Annotated in this window: 20 protein-coding genes; 10 read left to right on the forward strand and 10 right to left on the reverse strand. The window is 72.4% G+C overall.

Annotated features, from left to right (window positions below; all coding sequences use genetic code 11):
- Positions 1–144: 144 nt before the first annotated feature.
- From ACZ3OF_RS01725 to ACZ3OF_RS01740, 4 genes are all read right to left on the reverse strand, one after another.
- Positions 145–1,452 (reverse strand): ABC transporter substrate-binding protein, encoded by a 1,308-nt coding sequence (locus ACZ3OF_RS01725; RefSeq protein WP_361666849.1) that lies wholly within the window; start codon positions 1,450–1,452, stop codon positions 145–147.
- A gap of 159 nt (positions 1,453–1,611) precedes the next feature.
- Positions 1,612–2,640, reverse strand: a complete 1,029-nt coding sequence (locus tag ACZ3OF_RS01730; RefSeq protein ID WP_361666848.1) for a LacI family DNA-binding transcriptional regulator — start codon at positions 2,638–2,640, stop codon at positions 1,612–1,614.
- Between the two features lie 151 nt (positions 2,641–2,791).
- Positions 2,792–3,778, reverse strand: a complete 987-nt coding sequence (locus tag ACZ3OF_RS01735; protein ID WP_361666846.1) for a hypothetical protein — start codon at positions 3,776–3,778, stop codon at positions 2,792–2,794.
- 105 nt (positions 3,779–3,883) lie between these two features.
- Positions 3,884–5,419: a M1 family metallopeptidase gene (locus ACZ3OF_RS01740; protein ID WP_467302082.1), complete on the reverse strand. Its 1,536-nt coding sequence runs from the start codon at positions 5,417–5,419 to the stop codon at positions 3,884–3,886.
- Between the two features lie 215 nt (positions 5,420–5,634).
- Between ACZ3OF_RS01740 and ACZ3OF_RS01745 the strand changes: the two genes are divergently transcribed.
- The 3 genes from ACZ3OF_RS01745 to ACZ3OF_RS01755 all read left to right on the forward strand — a co-directional run bounded on the left by ACZ3OF_RS01745 (position 5,635) and on the right by ACZ3OF_RS01755 (position 10,792).
- Entirely contained in the window at positions 5,635–7,635 is a 2,001-nt protein-coding gene (locus ACZ3OF_RS01745; protein WP_467302084.1) for a Xaa-Pro dipeptidyl-peptidase, read from the forward strand.
- Positions 7,632–8,951 (forward strand): M14 family metallopeptidase, encoded by a 1,320-nt coding sequence (locus ACZ3OF_RS01750; RefSeq protein WP_467302086.1) that lies wholly within the window; start codon positions 7,632–7,634, stop codon positions 8,949–8,951. The genes ACZ3OF_RS01745 and ACZ3OF_RS01750 overlap by 4 nt, the downstream gene beginning before the upstream one ends.
- A 176-nt stretch (positions 8,952–9,127) precedes the next feature.
- Positions 9,128–10,792: a BCCT family transporter gene (locus ACZ3OF_RS01755; protein WP_361666840.1), complete on the forward strand. Its 1,665-nt coding sequence runs from the start codon at positions 9,128–9,130 to the stop codon at positions 10,790–10,792.
- Positions 10,793–10,831: 39 nt separating this feature from the next.
- Here ACZ3OF_RS01755 and ACZ3OF_RS01760 read toward each other — a convergent pair whose 3' ends face one another.
- The gene (locus ACZ3OF_RS01760) at positions 10,832–11,788 is read right to left on the reverse strand and encodes an NAD(P)/FAD-dependent oxidoreductase (RefSeq protein ID WP_467302088.1); all 957 of its coding nucleotides are present in this window, start codon (positions 11,786–11,788) and stop codon (positions 10,832–10,834) included.
- 184 nt (positions 11,789–11,972) lie between these two features.
- On the opposite strand from ACZ3OF_RS01760, the gene ACZ3OF_RS01765 reads away from it, so the two are divergent.
- The 3 genes from ACZ3OF_RS01765 to ACZ3OF_RS01775 are packed head-to-tail and all read left to right on the forward strand — an operon-like array spanning position 11,973 to position 14,742.
- Positions 11,973–13,610 carry an ABC-F family ATP-binding cassette domain-containing protein gene (locus tag ACZ3OF_RS01765; RefSeq protein WP_361666836.1) on the forward strand — a complete coding sequence of 546 codons (1,638 nt, stop codon included), beginning with the start codon at positions 11,973–11,975 and terminating at the stop codon, positions 13,608–13,610.
- On the forward strand, positions 13,610–14,338 hold the full coding sequence (locus tag ACZ3OF_RS01770) for a 2-phosphosulfolactate phosphatase (RefSeq protein WP_361666835.1): 729 nt from the start codon (positions 13,610–13,612) through the stop codon (positions 14,336–14,338). The genes ACZ3OF_RS01765 and ACZ3OF_RS01770 overlap by 1 nt, the downstream gene beginning before the upstream one ends.
- Positions 14,335–14,742 carry a hypothetical protein gene (locus ACZ3OF_RS01775; RefSeq protein WP_361666834.1) on the forward strand — a complete coding sequence of 136 codons (408 nt, stop codon included), beginning with the start codon at positions 14,335–14,337 and terminating at the stop codon, positions 14,740–14,742. Before ACZ3OF_RS01770 ends, ACZ3OF_RS01775 begins: the two co-directional genes overlap by 4 nt.
- A gap of 169 nt (positions 14,743–14,911) precedes the next feature.
- Here ACZ3OF_RS01775 and ACZ3OF_RS01780 read toward each other — a convergent pair whose 3' ends face one another.
- Together ACZ3OF_RS01780 and ACZ3OF_RS01785 are read right to left on the reverse strand one after the other, a co-directional pair.
- Complete coding sequence (locus ACZ3OF_RS01780; protein WP_361666833.1) at positions 14,912–17,305, reverse strand: Tex family protein; 2,394 nt, start codon at positions 17,303–17,305, stop codon at positions 14,912–14,914.
- Between the two features lie 93 nt (positions 17,306–17,398).
- Entirely contained in the window at positions 17,399–18,262 is an 864-nt protein-coding gene (locus tag ACZ3OF_RS01785; protein WP_361666832.1) for an SCO6745 family protein, read from the reverse strand.
- A gap of 125 nt (positions 18,263–18,387) precedes the next feature.
- Here ACZ3OF_RS01785 and ACZ3OF_RS01790 point away from each other — a divergent pair, with 125 nt between their 5' ends.
- A complete protein-coding gene (locus ACZ3OF_RS01790) occupies positions 18,388–19,401 on the forward strand; it encodes a GlxA family transcriptional regulator (RefSeq protein ID WP_467302092.1) in 1,014 nt (337 codons plus the stop codon).
- Positions 19,402–19,414: 13 nt separating this feature from the next.
- Positions 19,415–20,056, forward strand: coding sequence for a DJ-1/PfpI family protein (locus tag ACZ3OF_RS01795; RefSeq protein WP_361666830.1), 642 nt, complete (start codon positions 19,415–19,417; stop codon positions 20,054–20,056).
- 34 nt (positions 20,057–20,090) lie between these two features.
- Here ACZ3OF_RS01795 and ACZ3OF_RS01800 read toward each other — a convergent pair whose 3' ends face one another.
- On the reverse strand, positions 20,091–20,843 hold the full coding sequence (locus tag ACZ3OF_RS01800; protein WP_361666829.1) for an enoyl-CoA hydratase/isomerase family protein: 753 nt from the start codon (positions 20,841–20,843) through the stop codon (positions 20,091–20,093).
- Between the two features lie 65 nt (positions 20,844–20,908).
- Between ACZ3OF_RS01800 and ACZ3OF_RS01805 the strand changes: the two genes are divergently transcribed.
- Both ACZ3OF_RS01805 and ACZ3OF_RS01810 read left to right on the forward strand, forming a co-directional pair.
- Entirely contained in the window at positions 20,909–21,598 is a 690-nt protein-coding gene (locus ACZ3OF_RS01805; RefSeq protein ID WP_361666827.1) for an HdeD family acid-resistance protein, read from the forward strand.
- 130 nt (positions 21,599–21,728) lie between these two features.
- Positions 21,729–22,265 carry an ATP-binding protein gene (locus ACZ3OF_RS01810; protein ID WP_467302096.1) on the forward strand — a complete coding sequence of 179 codons (537 nt, stop codon included), beginning with the start codon at positions 21,729–21,731 and terminating at the stop codon, positions 22,263–22,265.
- On the opposite strand, the gene idi is transcribed toward ACZ3OF_RS01810, so the two are convergent.
- Both idi and ACZ3OF_RS01820 read right to left on the reverse strand, forming a co-directional pair.
- On the reverse strand, positions 22,231–22,839 hold the full coding sequence (gene idi / locus ACZ3OF_RS01815) for an isopentenyl-diphosphate Delta-isomerase (protein ID WP_361666825.1): 609 nt from the start codon (positions 22,837–22,839) through the stop codon (positions 22,231–22,233). The two genes, ACZ3OF_RS01810 and idi, sit on opposite strands and share 35 nt — an antisense overlap.
- Positions 22,840–22,981: 142 nt before the next feature.
- Positions 22,982–24,229: a GNAT family N-acetyltransferase gene (locus ACZ3OF_RS01820; RefSeq protein WP_467302098.1), complete on the reverse strand. Its 1,248-nt coding sequence runs from the start codon at positions 24,227–24,229 to the stop codon at positions 22,982–22,984.
- Between the last annotated feature and the right edge of the window lie 77 nt (positions 24,230–24,306).

The following is a 24,306-nucleotide window of genomic DNA, read 5'->3' on the forward strand; positions in this document are numbered from 1 at the left end:
AGCACGCCTTCCGGCGGAAGGTGTGCGGCAGGGAGTGCGGGCGGGAGCGCGGCGGGAGCGCCCGCCGTCCTGAGGCGTGCGCGAGACGACCGGGGGCAGCGGGTGTGGGGCCCGGGACCGGCCCGGACCCCACACCCGCCCGCATCAGCCGACCGCGTTCTCGACGCCCTTCTGCGCGTTCGACCACGCCTTCTCCGGCGAGGTGCCCTTGCGCTCCACCTCGCTCAGCGCGTTGGTGATCTGGTCGGCGACGTTCTTGTCGTGGATCCCGAGCACCTGCACCGGGGCGGCCTTGGCCGCGTCACCGAAGATCTGGCCGATCGGCGCGCCCGAGAAGTACGGGTCCGTCGCCGTGGCGACCTTGGCGATGGCGCCGGTCGACGAGGGGAAGTTCCCCTGCTTGGTGAAGAGCGTGGCCTGCTGCTCCGGGGCGGTGAGCCACTTGATCAGCTCGTACGCCTCCTTCTTGTGCTTGGCCGCGCGCGGTACGGAGAGGTACGAGCCGCCCCAGTTCCCGGCGCCGCCGGGCAGCTTGGCGATGTCCCACTTGCCCTTGCCGGCGTCACCGGCCTGGCCCTTGATGTAGCCCAGCATCCACGCGGGGCAGGGGAGCGTCGCGAAGGAGCCGGTCGAGAACGCCTGGTTCCACTGCGGCGACCACTGGTCGAGCTTGGCGCTCAAGCCCTCCTGGGCGGCCTTCGTCGAGGCGTCCCACGCGGACTTCACGGCCGGGCTGTCGGCGTAGACCAGCTTCCCGGACGCGTCGTAGTACCGCTCCTTCTCCTGGCCGATCATGACCGCGTACAGACTGCCGACGCTGTCCACCCAGGCGCTCTTGGCCGGGGCCTTGGACTTGTACTGCCGGCCGAGCTCCAGATAGCCGTCCCAGGTGGACCACTTCTGCGCCAGCTCGGCCCGGTCCGTGGGGAGTCCGGCCTGCTTGAACAGGTCGGAGCGGTAGCACATGGCCTCGGGGCCGACGTCCGTGCCGAGCCCCAGGACCTTGCCGTCCTTGGTGGTCGCGGCGGACCACTTGGCGTCGGCGAACTCGCCCTTGAGCGAGTCCGCACCGTACGTGGTCAGGTCCTCGAACTTGTCCGACTGCTGCTGCGTGACGGAGGCGATCCGGCCGACCTCGATGCCCTGGACGTCCGCGAGCCCGCCCCCGCCGGCCAGCCGGGTCTGGAGCGACTTCCAGTAGTCCTGCTCGTCCTCGGTGTCGGTCTGCTTGATGGTCACGTTCGGGTGCAGCTTCTCGTACGCGGCGTAGAGCCCGGCCTCCTTGTAGCCGAACGAGCCGAAGAGGTCGACGGTGATCGTGACCTTTCCGCCCGCGCTGTCGGAGGAGCCGTCGGATCCCCCGGATCCGCAGGCGGCGAGCAGGGCCCCGGTGAGGACGACCGCGCCGATCCGTACGGCGGCGGTCGTTCTGGCGGCTCGGGCAGTGGGCATGGGAAGCCTCCGTCTTGAGAGCGCTCTCAGGAATGCGTCTGGAGCGTGCCTCCCGGCCCGGGCTCCCGTCAAGAGTCGAACGCGTAACAGCTCGGCGTACGCCGGAACTTGTCCGTCCTCTTCAGGAGCCGTAGGCGGCGGAATCCTGGCGGAGGACGGTCATGCGGAGGCCCGGCGGACCAGCTCGGTCTCGGTGATCACGGGCTCCGCGACGCCCGTGCCGTCGAGGGTGCGCATCAGCAGCCGCACCATCAACCGGCCCATTCCCTCGATGTCCTGACGTACCGTCGTGAGCGGAGGATCGGTCGCCTCGACCACCGGGAGGACGTCGTCGAAGCCGACGAGTGCCACGTCCTCCGGGACCCGCAGGCCGTGCTCGCGCAGCACGCGCAGCGCACCCGACGCCATCAGGTCGTTGGCGGCGAAGACGGCGTCCAGGTCCGGGCGCCGACCCAGCAGTTCGGCCATCGCACGCGCCCCGCTCTCCTCCGTGAACGCACCCTCGGCCACCAGATCGGGTCCGGCGTCCGGCAGTTCGTCCCGGTATCCGTCGAGCCGGTCGAGCGCCGAGGTCTGGTCCCGTGGCCCGGTGATGTGCGCGATGTTCCGGCGGCCGAGCGACCGCAGATGACGCACGGCGGTACGGGCACCCCCGCGGTTGTCACAGTCGACGTACGGGACGGGCGGCTCACCCACGGGCCCCGTCCAGCCGGGCCGCCCGCCGAAGACCGTGGGCACCTGCGCCCGCCGGACGATCTCCGGGAGCTGGTCGTCGTTGTGGAGCGAGAAGGCGAGCGCCCCGTCGACATGGCCGCCGCCGAGGTAGCGCGCGATCCGCTCGTGGTCGCCCGGCCCCTCCACCCAGAGCAGGACCAACTGGGCGTCGTGCGCGGTGAGCTCGCGGCTGATGCCGCGCACCTGCTGCTCGAAGAACGGGTCGGAGAAGATCCGGAACTCGGGCTCGGCGATGATCACAGCGACGGCGCCGTTGCGCCGGGTCACCAGGGTCCGCGCCGCGTGGTTGGGGACGTACCCGAGCTCCTCGACGGCCGCGCGCACCTTCTCCGCGAGCGCGTCCCGCACCCCGGCCCCGCCGTTGACGACTCGGGACACCGTCGCCCGGGACACCCCGGCGCGCGCGGCGACGGCTTCCAGGGTCGGGCGCGTCCCGGACGTCGTTTCGCTCAAGGCTGGCTCCCCACGGGCACGGTGGTGCGACACTGCTGACAGCGTCGAGGGTAACTCCTGGTCGGCGTCCTGTTCGGTGTCCCGCGAGGCCTCCTGTGAAGCGCTCTCCTCAGCCGCTCGGAGGCGGAGAGGGAAACGCCTCGGCGGCCGGTCAGCGCGCGGGTCGCAGGACGTCCACGGTCGGCAGCCCCCGGTGGCGGTGATGGGCCGCCGCGACGCCCGCGAGCGCGGGCCGGCCCAGCTCGCGGTAGGCCACGGCCAGCAGCTCGCCCGCGTACGCCTCGTGCTCCGCCCTGCCGTACGACGCCCGGTGCAGGTCGCGCCCGAGCACCAGCGCCTCCGCCGGATCGCCGGCCGCCGCCCGCCGAAGGGCCTCGTCGACGGCTGCCCGTACGGCCTCGGCGTCGTCGAAGAGCTCCTCCATGGACGTGCCGAAGCGGTACTCGTCGGCCGCGCCCAGCGGCGGACGGTCCAGCGCCGTCGCACCGGAGACCAGGGCTCCCGCGCCGTCCATGGTCGTGATCCGGGCGGTGTCGACCGTCCTCCGCCGGTACCCGTGGGCGTCGGCGTACGCCTGCCCCGTCTCCGTGCGCTCCCCGGTCTCGAAGCCGGTCAGGGCCGTCCGCAGGTGCCCCAGATCGTCCAGGCGCGCGAGCTCGTCCTCGTCCCCGTCGGCCGCGTAGTCGGCGAGATCACGCTGCACCGCCTCGATCCTCGCCCGCACGGCCTCCAGCGGGGTGCGGTGGCGCCGCTGGATCCCCTCGCCGTCGTCGTTGTAGTACGAGGCGACGCCGTCGCAGGTGCGCCCGTCGTCGGACCAGAGCCCGAAGTGCAGACCGCCGGAACCGCCGTGCAGGAAGGTGAGGAACTCCGGCGGATCGCGGTAGTACCGCCCGTGCACCCGGATGTCGAGACCCTCCCGGGGGCGCGCCTCCGGGTCGGCGAACAGGTCCGTCACTCCGTACGGCGAGAACTCCAGGTCCTCGAGCGCCCGCCGCTCGACAGGACCGAGTGCGGCGAGGAAGTCCGCGAACCGGAAGAAGGAGTCGGGCAGTTCGAGCCCCCACTCCGCCTCGACCCGCCGCGCGACGGCCTCCCGCACCGCCGGATCGCCGTACCGCCCCGTCTCCACCGCCACCGTCCGCTCCCGCCTGTCGCTCCGTACAGCCGGCGAGCCTATCCACGGCGGACGGACGCGCCCCACCCCGGCCCCCTCGGGGCAGGGCGGGGCGCCTCCGCGCACTCAGTGGTCGTGGATCGTGTTCGTCTCCGCGATCTTCTTCCAGGACTTCGGCTGCACCGGCTTCGCCGAAGCCACGGGTGCATGCGAAGCCGTCGCCCCGGCCGATCGCGCCACCCGCGCGGACGCCCCCGGCTCGCCCGCCGTCGACGTCGCCGGCTTCACCGGCTGGTACAGCCAGGTGTCGAAGAGCGCGGCCAGCGGCTTGCCCGAGATCCGCTCCGCGTACGACACGAAGTCCGCGACCTTGGCGTTGCCGTACCGGAACTCCGTCGGCCAGCCCTTCAGGACGGTGAAGAAGTCCTCGTCGCCGATCTCGTTCCGCAGCGCCTGGATCGCCAGCGCGCCCCTGTCGTACACGGCGATGTGGAACTGGTTGTCCGGCCCCGGGTCGCCCGGCTTGACGGTCCAGAAGGGGTCCTCGGCCGTGCGCGTCCCGTAGACGTAGTCGGCGAGCTCCTGGGCCGTGCCCTCGCCCTCCTTCTCCGACCACAGCCACTGGCTGTAGCGGGCGAAGCCCTCGTTGACCCAGATGTCCTTCCAGTGGTCGACCGACACGCTGTCGCCGTACCACTGGTGCGCCTGCTCGTGGACGACCACCGACACGTTCGCCCCGTTGGCGAACTGCCGGGGGCTGTAGAACGGCCGGGTCTGCGTCTCCAGGGCGTATCCGCTGGTCACGTTGGGGACATAGCCGCCGATCGCGTTGAAGGGATACGGCCCGAAGATCTCCTCGAGCCACTCCGTGACCTCGGCCGTGCGCTCGATCGACGCGCGCGCCGCGCCCGCGTTGTCGCCGAGGTCCTTGCTGTACGCGTTGAGGACCGGGAGCCCGTTGTCCGTGGTGTCCGTGGTGACGTCGAACTTCCCCACCGCCAGCGTGGCCAGATAGGTCGCCTGCGGCTTGTTGGAGCGCCAGTTGTAGCGCGTCCGGCCCAGGCGCGAGGACTGCGACTGCAGCACACCGTTGCTGATCGCCTGTGTGCCGTCCGGAACCGAGACCGAGACGTCGAAGGTCGCCTTGTCCAGGGGGTGGTCGTTGGACGGGAACCACCAGGCGGCCGAATCCGGCTCCTGCGCGGCCACCCCGCCGTCGGGCGTCCGGTGCCAGGCGGTCCAGCCGCCGATCTTCACCTCGGAGGGCTTGCCCGCGTACCGCACGACGACCGAGACCGTGCGGTTCTTCTCCAGCGGCGTCGCCGGAGTCACCACCAGTTCCTGCTCGCCGCTCCTGGTGAACCGCGCCTTCTTGCCGTTCACCCGCACCTCGCTGACCTTCAGCCCGAGGTCCAGGTTGAAGCGCGAGAGGTTCTGCTTCGTCGTGGCGACGATCGTCGCCGTACCCTCCAGGAGGTCGGTCGCGGGCTGGTACGTCAGCCGTAGGTCGTAGTGGGAGACGTCGTAGCCGCCGTTGCCACTGGCCGGGTAGTAGGGGTCGCCGATGCCCGATGCGCCGGGAACGTAGTCGGCGGCCGATGCCGGGATCGCCAGCAGGAGAGAGGCCGCGAGCGCGCTCGGAACGACAAGTCTGCGGTGCACGAGAGCTCCAAGTCGGTAAGGAGAATGAGTAAGGCGTCCGAAGGGTGTTCGGTCCTTAGCGACGCTATTCAGTCCCCGATGCCCCGTCACGTCCAGAGGACCTCCTTTCACGCGATCGCCATTCGGCCGAAATGAACCCTCGCGCCGCCGCCCGCCCCTCCCGGCCCCCGACGGCCCTCTTTTGCACCGGAGTTGACAGGGGTACGTTCCGCCCCATGGCGATACGTGTGCGGAGAACCCGCGGAGCCCGTCTGTCGTGCAGAACCCTGGCCGTGGCCGCCACGGCCGCCCTGATGTCCGCCCTCGTCTCCCCGGCCGGCGCCACCGACCGGGCGACCGCCTCGGGGGTACGGGAGTCCCGGCCGGTGTACTCCTATGGCGACGCCGTCCGGGAGTCCGTCTGGGTCGACACGGGACTCGACGGTGACGGCGACGGCCGCACCGACCGGGTCGCCGCCGACATCGTCCGTCCCCGCGAGGCCGCGGCGAACGGCCGGAAGATCCCGGTCATCATGGACGCGAGCCCGTACTACGCCTGCTGCGGCCGGGGCAACGAGAGCCAGAAGAAGACCTACGACTCCGCCGGGAACCCCGTCCAGTTCCCGCTCTTCTACGACAACTACTTCGTGCCGCGCGGCTATGCCTTCGTCGCCGTCGACCTCGCCGGTACCAACCGCTCCGACGGCTGCGACGACGTCGGCGGCCGCTCCGACGTCCGGTCCGCGAAGGCGGTCGTCGACTGGCTGAACGGCCGCGCCCGCGGCTACACGACCCGTACCGGCTCCGAACGGGCCCGCGCCACGACCTGGTCCACCGGCAAGGTCGGCATGATCGGCAAGAGCTGGGACGGCACCATCGCCAACGGCGTCGCCGCCACCGGCGTGGAGGGCCTGGAGACGATCGTGCCGATCGGCGCGATCTCCTCCTGGTACGACTACTTCCACTCCCAGGGCGCCCCGCTCTACAACGCCAACCCCAGCTGGCTCTCCGAGTACGTCAACAGCCCCGAGGCGAACGCCCGCTGCGGCGCGGTCCAGGACCGCATCACCGCCACCACCCCGTACAGCGGCGACTGGACCCGTGCCTGGAGCGAGCGCGACCACGTCCCGGACGCCGGGAAGGTGCGGGCGAGCGTCTTCGTCGTGCACGGCCAGCAGGACCTCAACGTCCGCGCCAACCAGTTCGGTCAGTGGTGGGACGCCCTCGCCGCCCGCGGTGTCGAGCGCAAGATCTGGCTCTCCCAGACCGGCCATGTCGACCCCTTCGACTTCCGGCGCGCCGAATGGGTCCGCACCCTGCACCGCTGGTTCGACCACTACCTCCTCGGCCACGACAACGGCATCGACCGCGAGCCGATGGCCGACATCGAGCGGGCGCCGGACCGCTGGACCACCGATCGCGTCTGGCCGCCGCGCGCCACCGAGCCCACCACCCTGCGCCCCGGCACCGGAGCGGCGCCCGGCGTCGGCACCCTCGGACGTACGCCCGCCGCCCCCGGCTCCACGGAGACCTTCACCGACGACCCGGCCCTGGGCGAGACCGACTGGGCCGCGCGGATCGACGACTCCACCCCCTCCAAGGCCGGGTTCACCACCCGGCCGCTCACCCGCGACCTGAGGCTCTCCGGCTCCTCCACGGTGACAGTCACAGCCACACCGACGACCGGTACCGCGCATCTGACCGCCGTGCTCGTCGACCTCGGCCCCGACACCATCAGGGACTACGCGGCGCCGGGCGAGGGCATCACCACCCTCACCCGGCGGACCTGCTGGGGTGCGAGCACGAGCGGCGACAGCGCCTGCTTCAAGGAGACCGAGGCCCGTACCGCGGACGTGGACTTCACCGTCGTCAGCCGCGGCTGGGCCGACCTGGGCACCTGGGCCGATCCGAGGAAGGGCCGGCCGCTGACCCCCGGCACGTCGTACCCGATCACGCTGAAGCTGGCGGCCACCGACCACGTCGTCTTGGCCGGGCACCGGCTCGCCCTGATCGTCGGCGGTACGGACCGGGACCTCCTCGACCCTCCGTCCGCCCCACCGACCCTCACCGTCGACCTCACCCGTACGTGGGCGAAACTGCCCTTCGTCGGCGGTGCCTCGGCCTTCGCGCGGGCCACGGCCGGTACGGTCGACGCACGCCCGGCGCAGGCCTGGCAGCCGCTCACCGGTGTCGGGCCCGCGCGGTCGGACATCCCTGTCCCGGGTGAGGCCCGATGACCCGCGCACCGAGCCGCCGCTCCCGCCGCACGCTCGTCCTCGTGGCGGCCGCCGCCGCCCTCGGCCTCCCGCTCGTCGCGGTGCCCGCCGAGGCGGCCGGCGGCGCCGCCCCCGCCCCGCCCCCGCGGACCGGCTTCGAGCTGAGCAGTGGGGCACTGTGGACCACGGAGCGCCAGGAGACCGACTTCCTCGCCGCCGTCGACCGGGGCAGCGACCGAGTCGCCGTGCGGACCATCGGCACGACGAAACAGGGACGTCCGATCCGGCTCGCCACGGTCGGCACGCGCGCCCCGGGCGCGGCCCGCACCACCGTGCTGCTCGTCTGCTCGCAGCACGGTGACGAACCGTCGGGCCGGGAGGCCTGCCTGACCATCCTGCGCGACCTGGCGTACGCGCGGGACGGCGAGACCCGCCGCTTCCTCTCCCGTACGACCGTCCTCGTCGTCCCGACCGCCAACCCGGACGGGCGCGAGGCGGACACCCGGGGCAACGCCGACGGGGTCGACGTCAACCGCGACCACATCGCCCTGGAGACCGCCGAGGGACGCGCCCTCGCCGCCCTCGTCCGGGACCGGCGCCCCGGGCTGATCTACGACCTGCACGAGTACGACGGCACCTCGCCGTACTACGACAAGGACCTGCTCGCCCTCTGGCCGCGCAACCTCAACGCCGACGCCCATGTGCACGACGAGTCCCGGACCCTGTCGGAGTCCTACGTCCGGCCGGCGGCCGGGTTCGCCGGTCACAGCAGCGGGATCTACGGCATCTGGACCGACCCCCTGACCGGGCAGCCGGTCAGACAGGTGGCGGGCGACGGACAGGAGCGCATCCTGCGCAACACGGCCGGCGTCAAGCACTCCGTCGGCCTGCTCGTCGAGACCCGGATCGAGGCCCTGACCGAGGCCGAGAAGGCCGACAACGCCCGCAACCAGCGCCGCCGTGTGGGCACCCAACTCACCGCGCTGAAGGGCGCCTTCGCCTATGTCGAGGAGCGGCGCGGCCGGCTCGCCGCGGCCACGGCCGCGGCCCGTCACACCGGGTTCGCCGACCGGGGTCCCGTGCTGCTCGGCGGAGCCGACAACGACCCGGCCGAGCCCGCCGAGATCATCCAGGACCCGCCCTGCGGCTACCGCCTGGACGCCGCGCAGTACGCCGAGTTCGGCGACGAGCTGGCTCTGCACGGAGTCACCGTCCGGCAGGAGGACGGCGGGGCGTTCGTACCTCTGCGCCAGTCGCAGCGCGCGCTCGTCCCGCTGCTGCTGGACGGCCGGGCGACCTACCGGCTCACCACCGGAGTGCCGGTGGAGGTCTGTTGATCGGCTGAGTTGGTCCCGGAAGTGACGCGTCACGTGTGGTACTGCCTTACGGAGCGAGTTGAGTTTGTCCCGAAATGCCGTGAAAGGTGCCACCTGTGTCGCAGGAAGATCAGAGAGCGGGCGAGCCCCAGGGCGGCGGAGGCCGGGGTGGGAGCAGACGCGGAGGCCGGCTGCCGGTGACGGCGGCCCTCCCGGGCCGCCCCGGTCACGACCGCAAGGCCCGGACCGACTGGATCGTGTTCGGCGTCACCGCCGTCCTCACCGTCGCCTTCGTGGTCTGGGGCGCCACGGCCACGGACAGCCTGGAGAGCGTCTCCAGCAAGCTCCTCGACGGTCTGATCCGCAACGGGGGATGGGCGTTCATGCTCGCCGCCTCCGGCTTCGTCGTCTTCGCCCTGTGGCTCGCCATCAGCCGGTACGGGCGGATCACCCTCGGCCACGAGACCGAGGGACCGGAGTTCCGGACCGTGTCGTGGATCGCGATGATGTTCAGCGCGGGCATGGGCATCGGCCTGATGTTCTACGGCGTGAGCGAGCCGCTCGCCCACTACGGCACCCCACCGCCCGGTACGAGCCCCGCCGACTCGGCGGAGCGGATGCAGGTCGCGATGGCGACCACCCTCTTCCACTGGACGCTCCACCCCTGGGCGATCTACGCCGTCGTGGGGCTCGCGATCGCGTACTCCACGTTCCGGCGCCGCCGGCGTCAGACCATCAGCGCCGTCTTCGTGCCGCTGATCGGGACGAAGGCGGCCAACGGCGGTCCGGGCCGGGTCATTGACATCCTGGCCATCTTCGCCACCCTCTTCGGGTCGGCCGCCTCGCTGGGTCTCGGCGCGCTCCAGATCGGCAGCGGGGTCGAGGAGTTGGGATGGCTGGAGACGACCGGCACCGGGCTGCTCGTCGGCATCATCGCCGTCCTGACCGTGGCGTTCGTGCTGTCCGCCGTCTCGGGTGTCGAGAAGGGCATCCAGTGGCTCTCCAACACCAACATGGTGCTCGCCCTGATCCTTGCCGTGTTCGTCTTCGTGGCCGGCCCGACCATCGTCGTGCTCGACCTGCTGCCGACCTCCATCGCCGCCTACATCGGTGACCTGCCGCAGCTGATCGGCCGCACCGAGGTGACCGCGGGGGAGAACGTCCACGACTGGCTGGGAAGCTGGACCGTCTTCTACTGGGCCTGGTGGATCTCCTGGACGCCCTTCGTCGGCATGTTCATCGCCCGCATCAGCAAGGGCCGGACGATCCGCCAGTTCGTCGGCGGAGTCATCCTCGTACCGAGCACGGTGAGCCTCGTCTGGTTCGCCGTCTTCGGCGGCACCGCGATGAAGCTGAGTGAACGCGGCGAGCTGTCGGACGAGACGACCCCGGAGGGGCAACTCTTCGGTCTCCTCCAGGAGTTCCCGCTCACCGGGACCATGAGTCTGCTCGTGATGATCCTCGTGGGCATCTTCTTCGTCTCGGGCGCGGACGCCGCGTCGATCGTCATGGGCACGCTCTCGCAGCGCGGCTCCTTCGACCCGACCCGCCCCGTGGTCGTGTTCTGGGGCGTGGTGACCGGCGCCGTCGCCGCCATCATGCTCCTCATCGGCGACGGTCAGGGTGACGCGCTCGCGGGCCTCCAGAACCTCACGATCCTCGTGGCGGCGCCGTTCGTCCTCGTGATGATCGGCATGTGCGTGGCGCTCATGCGGGATCTGCGGCACGACCCGCTCATCGTCCGCGGCGAGGTGGGCGAGGAGGCCATCGAACTCGCCGTCATCGCGGGCCACGAGAAGTACGACGGAGACTTCGAGCTGCGCATCGGGCCGGGCACGGGGACGCCGGGTGACGGGTCCTGACCGGCCCGGTGGGCAGCGCCGGAGCCCGGCCGCCCGGCGTCAGCCGGCGGCCAGGTCCGCCGCCTGTCGGGCGCAGCCCCAGGCGACGGTCACCCCCGCGCCGCCGTGGCCGTAGTTGTGGATCAGACGGCCGCCGTCCGGCAGCGGCTCCACCGCGATCCGTACCCCACCCGACCGCGCCGGACGGAGCCCCACCCGGTGCCCGAGCACCCGGGCGCCCGCGATCTCGGGCCGCACCCGCGCGCACCGCGCCACGATCGCGGCCGCCGTCGCCGGATCGGGGTCCGGCCGCTCGTCGCCCTCCTGCGCCGTCCCGCCCAGGATCAGCCGCCCCGGCTGCGGGAAGAAGTACGTCGTCTCGCTCGACGCCGAGTCGGCCGCCGTGAACCACTCCTCGATCCCCGGATTCTCCACCAGCACCAACTGCCCCCGCACGGGCCGCATGCGGGCATCCGGCACGAGTTCCCTGGCACCCAGACCCGTGCAGTCCACCACCACCCGCGCCGCCCGGGCCGCCTCGGCGAAACCGGTCACCGAGCGCCGCTCCACCACCACGCCCGCCGCCTCCGCCCGGTCCCGCAGCCACGCCAGGTGCACCGGCATGTCGATCAGCGGCAGCCGCGCCGCGAGACCCGTTCCGTACGGCCCCGGCACCTCCTCCGCCGCCAACTGCCGCAGTCCCGAGACCTCCCGCGTCCAGTCGCCCAGGTCGCCGAGGACCGTGTCCGCGTGGACGCCGGCCACGATCCGTACGCCCGTCGCCCCCGCGTCGCCCGCGAGCTTCTCGTACACCCGCAGCGACTCCAGGGACCAGCGGGCGACCTCGGCCGCCGGCTCGATCCGGTACGGCCACCACAGCGCCCCCGCCACCGCGGAGGTCGTCCCCGTCACCGGGTCCCGCGACCACACCCGTACGCGATGTCCCCGCTCCGCCAGCGTCAGGGCCGTCGTCAGACCGATGACCCCGCCACCGACCACGATCACGTCGTCGCTCATGAGCGGACCGTACCCAGCCCCAGGTCCCGCGCACCATGCGGGTTCGCCGTGCGACTGGCACGCGCCGGATCCCGCTCGACACCGAGCCGGGAAAGGGGAGACGCCCCGGGTGGCCCGCGCCCCTCGGGGGACGCGCTGGCCGTCCCGGTCCTCCCCTGAGGGGTGGCATACGATTCATCTCCTGATGACTGCCACTCTCGTCGCCAAGGACCTCGCCGCCGGCCACGGCGAACGCTCCCTCTTCGCCGGCCTCGACCTCGTCGTCGCCCCCGGCGACGTCATCGGCCTCGTCGGTGTCAACGGCGCCGGCAAGTCGACCCTGCTGCGGCTGCTCGCCGGGCTCGACACCCCCGAGGACGGCGAGCTGAAGCTCTCGCCGCCCACCGCCACCGTCGGCCACCTCCCGCAGGAGCCCGAGCGGCGCGAGGGCGAGACGGTCCGGGACTTCCTGTCCCGCCGTACGGGAGTGACAGCCGCGCAGACAGCCATGGACGAGGCCACCCAGGGCCTGGTCGACGGAGTACCCGGCGCCGACGACGCGTACGCCGTCAGCCTGGAGCGCTGGCTCGGCCTCGGCGGCGCGGACCTCGACGAGCGGGCCGAGGAGGTCGCCGACTCCCTCGGTCTGACCGTCGGCCTCGACCAGCCGATGACCTCGCTCTCCGGCGGCCAGGCCGCCCGCGCAGGTCTCGCCTCCCTCCTCCTCTCCCGGTACGACGTCTTCCTGCTCGACGAGCCCACCAACGACCTCGACCTCGACGGTCTGGAGCGGCTCGAAGCCTTCGTCCAGGGGCTGCGCGCCGGCACGGTCGTCATCAGTCACGACCGCGAGTTCCTCACCCGTACCGTCACCAAGGTCCTGGAACTCGACCTCGCCCAGCAGCAGATCACGCTCTACGGCGGTGGCTACGAGGCCTATCTGGAGGAGCGGGACACCGCCAGGCGGCACGCCCGCGAGGACTTCGAGGAGTACGCCGACAAGAAGTCCGCGCTCGAAGGCCGCGCCCTGATGCAGCGCAACTGGATGGACAAGGGCGTACGCAACGCGCGCCGCAAGGCGACCGACAACGACAAGATCGGCCGGAAGCTCCGGGGCGAGGCGAGCGAGAAGCAGGCCGCGAAGGCCCGCCAGACGCAGCGGATGATCGAGCGGCTCGACGTCGTCGACGAGCCCCGCAAGGAGTGGGAGCTGCGGATGGAGATCGCCGCCGCGCCGCGTTCCGGCTCGGTCGTGGCGACCCTGCGCGAGGCCGAGGTCCGGCGCGGCGACTTCCGCTTCGGGCCCGCCACCCTCCAGATCGACTGGGCCGACCGGGTCGCGATCACCGGCGCGAACGGGGCCGGCAAGTCGACGCTGCTCGCCGCTCTCCTCGGCCGGCTTCCGCTCGACGCGGGCGACGCGGTGCTCGGCTCGGGCGTCGTGGTCGGCGAGGTCGACCAGGCCCGCAAGCTCTTCCACGGTTCCGAGTCGCTCCTCGACGCGTTCTGCGCGGCCGTCCCCGAGACCGAGCCCGCGGAGGTGCGGACCCTGCTGGCGAAGTTCGGCCTCAAGGCCGAGCACGTCCTGCGGCCCGCCACCACGCTCTCTCCGGGGGAGCGGACCCGGGCCGCGCTCGCCCTCCTCCAGGGCCGGGGCGTCAACCTGCTCGTCCTCGACGAGCCGACGAACCACCTGGACCTGCCGGCCATCGAGCAGCTGGAGTCCGCGCTCGACTCCTACACCGGAACGCTCCTGCTGGTGACCCACGACCGGCGCATGCTGGACGCGGTCCGCACGACCCGGCGTATCGAGGTCGCGGCCGGCAAGGTCACGGAACTCTGATGGGTGTGACCTTCGGCTGGGGCCCGACGGAGGCCGCCGTCCTCGCCCGGGACGCCGCGTGCCTGGTCGTCGTCGACGTCCTCTCGTTCACGACGTCGGTGGGCGTGGCGGTGGAGGCGGGTACCGCCGTCCTTCCGTACCGCTGGAGGGACGAGACGGCCGTGACGTACGCGGCCGGGCTCGACGCGGCGCTGGCCGTCGGCCGGAAGGAGGCGTCGCCGGAGACGCCGTGGACCCTCTCCCCGGCAGCCCTGCGGGTCGCCCCGCGGACCCCGCGCCTGGTCCTGCCGTCCCCGAACGGCTCCACGATCTCCGCCGGGGCCGGCGACGCGACCGTGGTCGCCGCCTCGTTCCGCAACCGCACCGCCGTCGCCCGCTGGCTCGCCCGCCACGGCTACGGCTCCGAGTCCCGGCCGCTCGCCGTCGTCGCCTCGGGCGAACGGTGGCCCGACGGCTCCCTGCGCCCGGCCCTGGAGGACCTCCTCGGCGCGGGCGGAGTCCTGTCGGCCCTGTGCGCGCTCGGCTCGTACGCCCTCACGCCCGAGGCGCGTGCGGCGGCGACGCTGTGGGAGGCGACGGACGATCCCGTGGCGGAGCTGCACCGCTGCGATTCGGGGCGTGAACTGTACGAGTACGGCTATCCGCAGGACGTCGCGGTGGCCGCCGAGGCCGACACCTCGGAGACGGTCCCCGTCCTGAGGGACGGCGCATTCCAGGAGACACCATGACCGACCTGCTGACCCGGCTCACCGAGATGCTGGACGACCTCGACTCCGACGTCGACGAGACGATCGACCTCGCGGACGAGATCGCGGCCTCGGGCGACGCGGCGCTGCTTCCGCGCCTCCAGGCCGAGCTGGACCGTGCCCTCGTCGAGCGCAACGCGTACGCCCGGGAGCTCCTCGGCGGCGTCCTCGCCGCGATCGGCGGCCCCGACGCGCTGCCGGCGCTCCTGCGGGCCTCCTCCGTCGACCTGGGCGACGACCAGGACGCCCTGGCGGGCGAGATCGTCGACCTGGTCCAGGCCGACCCGACCCGCTCCCGCGCCCTGCTCCAGCCCCTGACGGAGGACGACGACCTCACGGTGGCCAACCGCGCCGAATGGGCGCTCCGCTTCCTCCCGAACGCCTAGAGGATCATCGCGGCCGCGATGCCGGCCCGCGCGACCGGCGTCGACACGTCGACGAGTCCGCCCCGCTCCCCGAGGATCATCCGCCTCGACCGGCACGGGACCGGTCGAGCACGGCACCCGGCACGAGACCCGAGGGGCCCGGCCTTCAAGGCCGGGCCCCTCGGGTGCGTCAGCGGCCGCGCCGCTTCCCGCCGCCGCTTCCGCCCTCGTTCAGCAGGCCCGCCTTGCGCAGGGCGTCCGCCATCGCGCTGTTCGCGGGCGCCGGGGCCGAGCTCTGGGCCTGGGGCTGGCCGCGGCGCTGCTGCGGCGGGCGGCCACCACGCTCACCGCGTCCGCCCCGCTCACCCCGCTCCCGCTTCGGCGCACCGCCGCCGCCCGGCTCCGCCGTCGCCTCGTCGTCCAGCCGCAGCGTCAGCGAGATCCGCTTGCGCGGGATGTCCACGTCCAGGACCTTCACCCGGACCACGTCACCCGGCTTCACCACGTCCCGCGGGTCCTTGACGAACGTCTTCGACATCGCCGACACATGCACGAGCCCGTCCTGATGCACGCCGATGTCCACGAACGCCCCGAACGCCGCCACGTTCGTGACCACGCCCTCCAGGACCATCCCCGACGCCAGGTCGCCGATCTTCTCGACGCCGTCCTTGAAGGTCGCCGTCCTGAACGCCGGCCGCGGGTCCCGCCCCGGCTTCTCCAGCTCGCGCAGGATGTCGGAGACCGTCGGCAGACCGAAGGTCTCGTCGACGAAGTCGTCCGCCCGCAGCGACCGCAGCACGCCCGTGTTGCCGATCAGCGACGCGACCTCGCCGCCCGTCGTCTTCACCATCCGCCGCACCACCGGGTACGCCTCCGGGTGGACCGAGGACGCGTCCAGCGGGTCGTCCCCGTCCCTGATGCGCAGGAAGCCCGCACACTGCTCGTACGCCTTCGGCCCGAGCCGCGCCACGTCCTTCAGCGCCCTCCGCGACCGGAAGGGCCCGTTGGCGTCGCGGTGCGCCACGATGTTCTCGGCGAGTCCGGCGCCGATGCCCGACACTCGCGAAAGCAGCGGCGCGGAAGCGGTGTTGACGTCGACACCGACGCCGTTCACACAGTCCTCGACCACCGCGTCCAGCGAGCGCGAGAGCTTCACCTCGGACAGGTCGTGCTGGTACTGTCCGACGCCGATCGACTTCGGGTCGATCTTCACCAGCTCGGCCAGCGGGTCCTGGAGCCGCCGCGCGATCGAGACCGCACCGCGCAACGAGACGTCCAGCTCCGGCAGTTCCTGCGAGGCGAAGGCCGACGCGGAGTACACCGAGGCGCCCGCCTCGGAGACCATCACCTTCGTGAGCGTCAACTCCGGGTGCTTGGCGATGAGTTCACCGGCCAGCTTGTCCGTCTCGCGGGAGGCCGTGCCGTTGCCGATGGCGACCAGCTCGACCGCGTGCTCCTTCGCGAGCCGCGCCAGCTTCGCCAGCGACTCGTCCCACTTGTTCGCCGGGACGTGCGGATAGATCGTGTCGGTGGCCACGACCTTGCCCGTCGCGTCGACGACGGCCACCTTCACGCCCGTACGGAAACCGGGGTCCAGACCCAGCGTCGCCCGCGTCCCGGCCGGCGCGGCGAGCAGCAGGTCGCGCAGGTTCGTCGCGAAGACCCGTACCGCCTCGTCCTCCGCCGCCGTCCGCAGGCGCAGGCGCAGGTCGATCCCGAGGTGGACCAGGATCCGGGTCCGCCAGGCCCAACGGACCGTGTCGAGAAGCCACTTGTCGCCCGGACGCCCCCGCTCGGCCACACCGAAGCGCGAGGCGACCATGGACTCGTACGAGGACGGGCCGGGGGTCTCGGTGGGCTCCTCCGGCTCCAGCTCCAGGCTGAGGACGTCCTCCTTCTCGCCGCGAAGCATCGCGAGGATCCGGTGCGAGGGCAGCGCGGTGAACGGCTCGGCGAAGTCGAAGTAGTCGGCGAACTTCGCCCCCGCCTCCTCCTTGCCCTCCCGGACCTTGGCGGCGAGCCGGCCCCGGCCCCACATCCGCTCACGCAGCTCGCCGATCAGGTCGGCGTCCTCCGAGAACTTCTCCGTGAGGATGGCGCGGGCGCCCTCCAGCGCCGCGGCGGGGTCGGCGACACCCCTGTCGGCGTCCACGAAGGCCGCCGCCGCGGCGGCGGGGTCCACGGACGGGTCCGCGAGGAGCCCGTCCGCCAGCGGTTCGAGCCCGGCCTCCCGGGCGATCTGCGCCTTGGTGCGGCGCTTGGGCTTGAAGGGCAGGTAGATGTCCTCCAGCCGGGCCTTGGTGTCGGCGGCCCGGAGCTGGGCCTCCACCTCGGCCGTCAGCTTGCCCTGCTCGCGTACGGAGTCGAGGATGGCGGTCCGCCGGTCCTCCAGCTCCCGCAGATAACGCAGCCGCTCCTCGAGCGTGCGCAGCTGGGCGTCGTCGAGCATCTCGGTCGCTTCCTTGCGGTAGCGCGCGATGAACGGCACGGTCGAGCCGCCGTCGAGCAGCTCGACGGCCGCCCTCACCTGTCGCTCACGTACGCCGAGTTCCTCGGCGATCCTGCCTTCGATGGACGTCGTCACGGTGTCCCGACTCGCCTTCTCGTGCCTCAAGCTTGCGAGTGCATTCTGCCGCGTCCCTTCCCGGAACCCCGCACGCGCCCCGAACCGGCCGTGTCAGCCCTTGTCGGCGAGGTCCGCCGGGAAGGCCCCGGCGAGGAGCGCCGCGTTGCGGAAGGCCTTGCCCAGCTCCGTCAGCCGCTCCACCCCCGCCGCGCCCAGGTGCTCGTACGGGGCCGCGTCCAGGCGGTCCGTGTGCTCCTCGACCGCGTCGCGCAGGGCCGTGCCCTCCAGGGTGAGCTCCCCGTCCGCGTCCAGCAGCCCGCGCTCCCGCAGCCGCGCCGCCGCCGCGTCCCAGTCGGTGCGCCGCCAGCCTCGGGCGCCCAGGGCCCAGCGCGGGTTCATGCCGGTGCCGGTGGCGGTGTGGCTGACCATCGCCTCCAGCGGGTCCAGGCCTGCACTCAGGAGGGCCGCCAGGTGGCCGTCGCCCCGGTGCTCGCGCAGGAGCGTCGCGGCGTGCCAGTAGCGCAGGTGCGGCTGGTCCGGGACGGGAAGGTCGGCGTGGGCCGAGTAGAGCGGCCGGGAGTGCCGGGTACAGGCTTCGGTGGCGCGCAGGGCCAGCTCGGCGGCCTCCGCCATCTCGGCCGACGTGAGGGCGTCCTCACCGAGGAGGCGGCGCATCGTGGCGTCCACGGCGCGCAGCCGCGCGGCCACCACCTCCGCGGGCGAGGCGATGTCCCAGACGGCAGGGAGGTGCTGGGCCAGCATCTCGACGTTGTAGTTGGAGAAGGCCGCGGCGACGGTTCCGGCGCCCACGGCCCCCATCGCGGCGCTGCGCGAGGCGAGTCGCATGGCCGTCACGTCCTCGAACCCGAGCGCCCGGAACTCGGTGTCCAGGTCGGGTGAGAAGTACACCGTGGAGTGCATCGGGTTGAGCATGTGGTGGCAGCGGCGGCCCGCGCGGGGCGGCAGAGAGGTCATGGAACCGAACGTTACCGACTGGTCGGTACGACCGGAAGGCCGGGCTCCGTCACGCGAGGGCCATGGCAGGAAAGGTGGGGTCCTCGTCATTGCGGACATCCGGCGCTCCGCCAAGGATGGTCCACATGACGAAGCGACCCGTGCTCGTCGTCCTCTTCGACGACGTGCAGAGCCTGGATGTCACCGGACCGGTGGAGGTGTTCGCCGGAGCCGCCCGCGCCGCCGGCGGTGACAGCGCCTACCCGATCGTGACCGCCTCCCTCGACGGCGGACCGGTCCGCACACAGAGCGGCCTTCGGCTGCTCCCGGACACGACGCTCGCCGCCGCGGAGCGCCCGCACACCCTGCTCGTCCCCGGAGGGGAGGGCACCCGGCACCCGGACCCCCGGCTGATCGACTGGCTGCGCGCCAACGCTCCCGGCGCCGAGCGCCTGGTCTCCGTCTGCACCGGCGCGCTGCTGCTCGCCGAGGCCGGGCTCCTCGACGGCCGCAGGGCCACCACCCACTGGGCCGTCTGCGACCACCTCGCCCGCTGCTATCCGGAGGTCGAGGTGGAGGCGGACCCCATCTTCGTCCGCGACGGCAGGCTCTCCACCTCCGCGGGCGTGACCGCGGGCATCGACCTGGCGCTCGCGCTCGTCGAGGAGGACCTGGGCCGCGACACCGCGCTGACCGTCGCCCGACATCTGGTCGTCTTTCTGCGCCGCCCGGGCAACCAGGCGCAGTTCAGCGCCCAGCTCGCCGCCCAGACCGCCCAGCGCGCACCCCTGCGGGACCTCCAGCAGTGGATCACCGAGCATCCCGAAGGGGACCTCTCGGTCGAGGCCCTCGCCGCCCGCGCCCGGCTGTCGCCGCGCCACTTCGCCCGCGCGTTCCAGGCGGAGACCGGCACGACGCCGGGCCGGTACGTCGACCAGGTCCGGCTCGAACACGCGCGCAGGCTCCTGGAGGAGACGGCCGACGGTGTCCTCGAGGTCTCCCGGGCCGTCGGCTACGGCACCCCCGAGGCCATGCGCCGGGCCTTCGTCAAAGCCATGGGCACCGCCCCGGCGGACTACCGCCGTCGCTTCCACGCACCCGTACCGAACGCATCCGTCCCGAACGCACCCGCCCCGAACGAGCCGCAGACCACCCGCTGAAAGGGAACCCTCCATGCAGATCGCCGTGCTGCTCTACGACCGCTTCACGACCCTCGACGCCGTCGGCCCCTACGAGCTCCTGGCCCGTATCCCCGGAGCCGAGACCGTCTTCGTCGCCAAGGAGGCGGGACCGGTCCGCAACGACCAGGGCAGCCTCGCCCTCGTCGCCGACAAGACCCTCGCGGACGTGCCGAACCCGGACATCGTCCTGGTCCCCGGCGGCCCCGACTCCCGGCAGGCGATGAACGACCCGGAGATCCTCGCCTGGCTCCGTACCGCCGATGCCACCAGCACCTGGACCACCTCGGTCTGCACCGGTTCGCTGATCCTGGGCGCCGCGGGCCTGCTCGACGGCCGCCGGGCCACCACCCACTGGCTCGCCTTCGACGAGCTGCGGGCGGTCGGCGTCGAGCCCACCGGCGAGCGGGTCGTCTTCGACGGCAAGTACGTCACCGCCGCCGGGGTCTCGTCCGGCATCGACATGGCGCTGCACCTCATCGGCCGGATCGCGGGCGACGCGACGGCGCAGACCATCCAGTTGCTGACCGAGTACGACCCGCAGCCGCCCTACGACGCGGGCTCGCCGGAGAAGGCCCCGGCCGAGATCGTCGCCCGCTGGCGCGGCACGGCCACGGAGGACCTCCCCCAGGGCTGAGCCGTCGGATGCCGCGCGCCCGTACGGCGAAGCCTCAGACCTCGTACGTGAAGCGGGGAGCACGGCGCTCCAGGAAGGCGGCGACCCCCTCCGCGGTGTCGCCGCTGCCGCGTGCCTGCTCCGCCCAGTGGGCGTCCCGGTCCGTGCGTCCGTCCGCGAACTCCTTGGCCGCCGCCTGCGTCAGCAGGGAGCGCCCGACCAGGACCCGGGTGAACTCGCCCACCCGCTTGTCCAGTTCGCCGACCGGGAGCACCTCGTCCACCAGGCCGGTGCGCAGCGCCCGCTCCGTGCCGATCAACTCGCCGGAGAAGAGGAGGTACTTGGCGGTCGAGGGTCCCACCAGCGCGGTCAGCCGCCGGGTCGAGGGGGAGGGGTAGACGATCCCGAGCTTCGACGGGGTGACCCCGAACCGCGCGCCCTCCTCCGCGAACCTCAGATCGCAGGCCGCGGCCAGCTGGCTGCCGCCGCCGATGCAGAAGCCGCGGACGGCGGCGAGCGTCGGCTTGGGGAAGGCGGCGAGCGCCTCCTCGGCACGCACCGCGAGCGACTGCTGCTCGTCGCCCGGCTGCCGCAGCGTGGAGATGTCCGCGCCGGCGCAGAAGGTCTCGCCGTCACCCGTGAGGACCAGCGCACGGACCGCGGGGTCGGTGGCGAGCGGCGCGAGCAGCTCGGGCAGGGACCGCCACATCGCGGCCGTCATCGCGTTGCGCTTGGCCGGGTTCGAGATGACGACGGTGGCGACCTCGTCGTCGACGACGACCTTCAGCCGCGGTTCGGTGGGCTCCATGCGCCGGATGCTATCCGGGCATCCCGACCGTACGATCAAGAAGGGGGTGCGAGGAGGAGACGCCCATGGCCCGGGATTCCCAGGACGGTTCCTACGACGCGGCGCGCGAGGGCAGGAAGCTGAGCCGCAGTCTCGGCTGGCTCGTCTTCCTCGGGGTCCTGCTCGTCGCCGCCGGAGTCGTCGGTCTGATCTACACCGGTCTCGCCACCCTCACCTCGATGCTGCTCTTCGGCTGGCTGCTGCTCATCGGCGGTGCCGTGGGCCTGCTGCACGCCATCGAGTCCCGCGGCACCAGCTACTTCTGGCTGGCGGTGGTGGTGGCCGCGCTGAACATCGCGGCCGGTGTCGTCGTCATCCGGCACCCGGAGGGGACCGCCGAGGCGCTGACCATGTTCGCCGCCCTGCTCTTCCTGACCGGCGGGGTCTTCCGGCTGGTGGGGAGCGTGGTGGTGCGCGGGCCGCAGTTCGGCTGGACCCTCATCCAGGGGGCCTTCGGGCTCCTCCTCGGTCTGCTGGTCCTCTTCGACTGGCCGGAGAGCAGCCGCTACGTCCTCGGTGTCTTCTTCTCGCTTGCCCTGCTCTTCGACGGCCTCGGTCTGATCGCCATCGGTCTCGGGGGCCGGCGGATCGTCGGTATGGTCGCACCACCGGACACCGGCACCGCGACGGACGCTCCGCAGGCCACAGCGCCGGGCGGTCCGCAGGGCAACCCTCCGAAGAGGTCAGAAGAAGGTCAGGAGCAGTCGAACAACTGACGTTGGCATACTCACCCGATCGGAATGCGGTCGATAAGTGTCGACTTCTGGTCAGTAGCCCGGTCCGGACCTGCGCATTACCAAGACTCGACTCGTGGCGACAATCGAGCACGAGGGTGGGAGCCGGACTATGGAGAGCCGCGGGAGCGTCCCCGCACGGCCACCGTCCTACGAAGGGGTCTGGCGCTTCACCGCTCCCGCGGTCGACGTCTCCGTTCCGCAGGCCCGGCACGCCGTACGCGACCTGCTGATCCGTCAGGGTGTACCGGCACACGAGGACACGGTCCAGGGCCTGCTCCTGATCGTCTCGGAGCTGGTCACCAACGCCGTCAAGCACGCGGCGCTGCTCTCCCCGGAAGTGGCGGTGGAGGTGGCGATCGGCGCGGAGTGGATCCGGGTGTCCGTCGAGGACAACCATCCGTACCGCCCGAAGGCGCTGGAGGCGGACGACCGGCAGACCGGCGGCCGCGGGCTGCTCCTGGTGCGGGAGACCGCCCTGGAGGCCGGCGGTGCCTGCGACGTGGAGCACACGGCGAGCGGCGGAAAGATCATCTGGGCGGCCCTGCCCCTGGTCCCGCGGCTTCCGGCGCCGGGGTCGGCGCCGGAATCGCTGCCCGCGACCGCGCCCGGGATCACCAGCCCCCGGCCGGACCCGTCAACTCCTTGATCGCCGGACGCGCCGCGTCCAGGACGGTCATGAACCAGGCGGAGAACGGTGCGGCCGCGTGCCGCTCCGCCAGCTCCTCCGCCGTCACGAAGGCGGTGTCCTCGATCTCCTCCGGGTCGGGCCGCAGCTCGGCCTGGACCATGCCGACGAAGAGGTGGTTGTACTCCTGCTCCACCAGGCCCGACGCCGGGTCCGGGTGGTTGTAGCGGACGGTGCCCGCCTGGGCGAGCAGCGAGGGCGAGATCCCCAGCTCCTCGTACGTGCGCCGGGCCGCGGCCGCGAACGGCGCCTCGCCCGGGTACGGGTGGCCGCAGCAGGTGTTCGACCAGACACCGGGGGAGTGGTACTTGCCGAGCGCGCGCCGCTGTAGCAGCAGTCGGCCCGACTCGTCGAAGAGGAAGACGGAGAACGCCCGGTGCAGCTGGCCCGGCGCCTGGTGGGCGGCGAGCTTCTCCGCCGTACCGATGGTGATGCCGTTCTCGTCGACCAGTTCGAGCATGATCGACGCCTGGGCTGCGGTCGGCTGGACGCCGTTCGACGAGCTGTGAGCCACGCTGGCTGATGTGGTCGGCATAACCGTCCTTCGCTTCGGTCTCGGCCCGGTGGGGCTCCCTCAGTCTGCCGCACAAGAGCCACTTGTCCGTACTTGGGCGGCCGGACATGGCCCGCTCCCACCACACCGGAGTACATCCGGCGCGGCGGGAGCGGGCGGCGTGTCAGACGCCGAAGGCCGCCGGATAGCGCAGGGTGCCCGGCGGGACCGGTCCGGAATCGGCCAGGACGAGCGCCATCATGGCCTCGTCCGGGACGCCGAAGGACGGCTTGATTCCATACGCGGACGCCCGTTCGAAGCCGAACCTGGGGTAGTACTCCGGGTGCCCGAGGACGAGCACGAGCGACTCCCCGCGCAGCCGTGCCGCGTCGAGCACGGCCCGGACGACGGCCTCCCCGGCCCCCTGCCGCTGGTACGCCGGTGCGACGGCGACCGGGGCGAGGGCCGCCGCGGGAACACCGTCGACATGGCACCGGGTGATCAGCGCGTGCGCCGCCACCGAGCCGTCCGGGGCCTCGGCCACGAACGACAGACCGGGCAGCCACGCCCCGGCGTCCGCACGGAGGGCGTCGACCAGATCGGCCTCCGCCCTCGTCTCGAAGGCCGTCGCGTTGACCTCCCGCACGGCGCGCAGGTCGGCCGCGGTCTCCGGCCGCGTCCGCCACCGGTCGTCGGCCGGCCGCAGGACATAGCCGGTGTAGCCGTACTCGCCGCCGTGGTCACGGCGCATGGCAAGTTCCGTCCGGGTCGCCGCGAGTGCCTCGGTCATCCCGGGAGCGGTCGGGTCCGCGGCGTCGGCCCGCTCGGAGAGCGGTCCGTAGTACTCGTCCCAGTCGCTCTCGGGCTGAGGGACGACGCCGAGGACGTGGTAACCGCCCTCGACGGCCGCGGCGGTGTTCTCGCTCCCGGTGCGGAGCGTGTAGTGCTCGTCCCAGAAGGCGCGGGCCTCCTGGCTCGGCTCCTCCACCGTCCACTCGCAGTCGGTGAGCACGAGCGTGCCGCCGGGAGAGAGCAGCCGGCGCCAGGAGCGCAGGGCGGTGTCGAAGCCGAGGACGTAGGCCGAGCTCTCGGCCCAGACGAGATCGAAGGATCCGTCAGAGAACGGCAGCTCGCCCATGTCGGCGTCGAGCGTACGGACACGGTCGCCGAGCCCACGGGCTTCGGCGGCCTGCCGCAGCTCCTCCAGGAACGGCTCGTGCAGATCGACGGCCGTCACCTCGGCCCCGGCCTCGGCGGCCAGGAGCAGTGCGGAACGGCCGGGCCCGCAGCCCAGATCGAGCACGCGCGGCCGCTCGGGGAGCGGACCCGCGAGCGCCAGCAGTCGGCGGGTGGTGGCGTCGGAGCCTGGACCCTGTCGCGGAAGTCCGTGGTGCAGGGTGAAGAAAGCGGTGTACAGAGCGTTGTCGGACAACGTGGGAAACCCTTGTGTGAGAGGGCCCCGGCCGACGTGGAGCGTCAGGTCAGCCGGAAACCCGGAAGCTGAGGAAG

It is taken from the genome of Streptomyces sp. NPDC022552 (genome assembly GCF_055561875.1).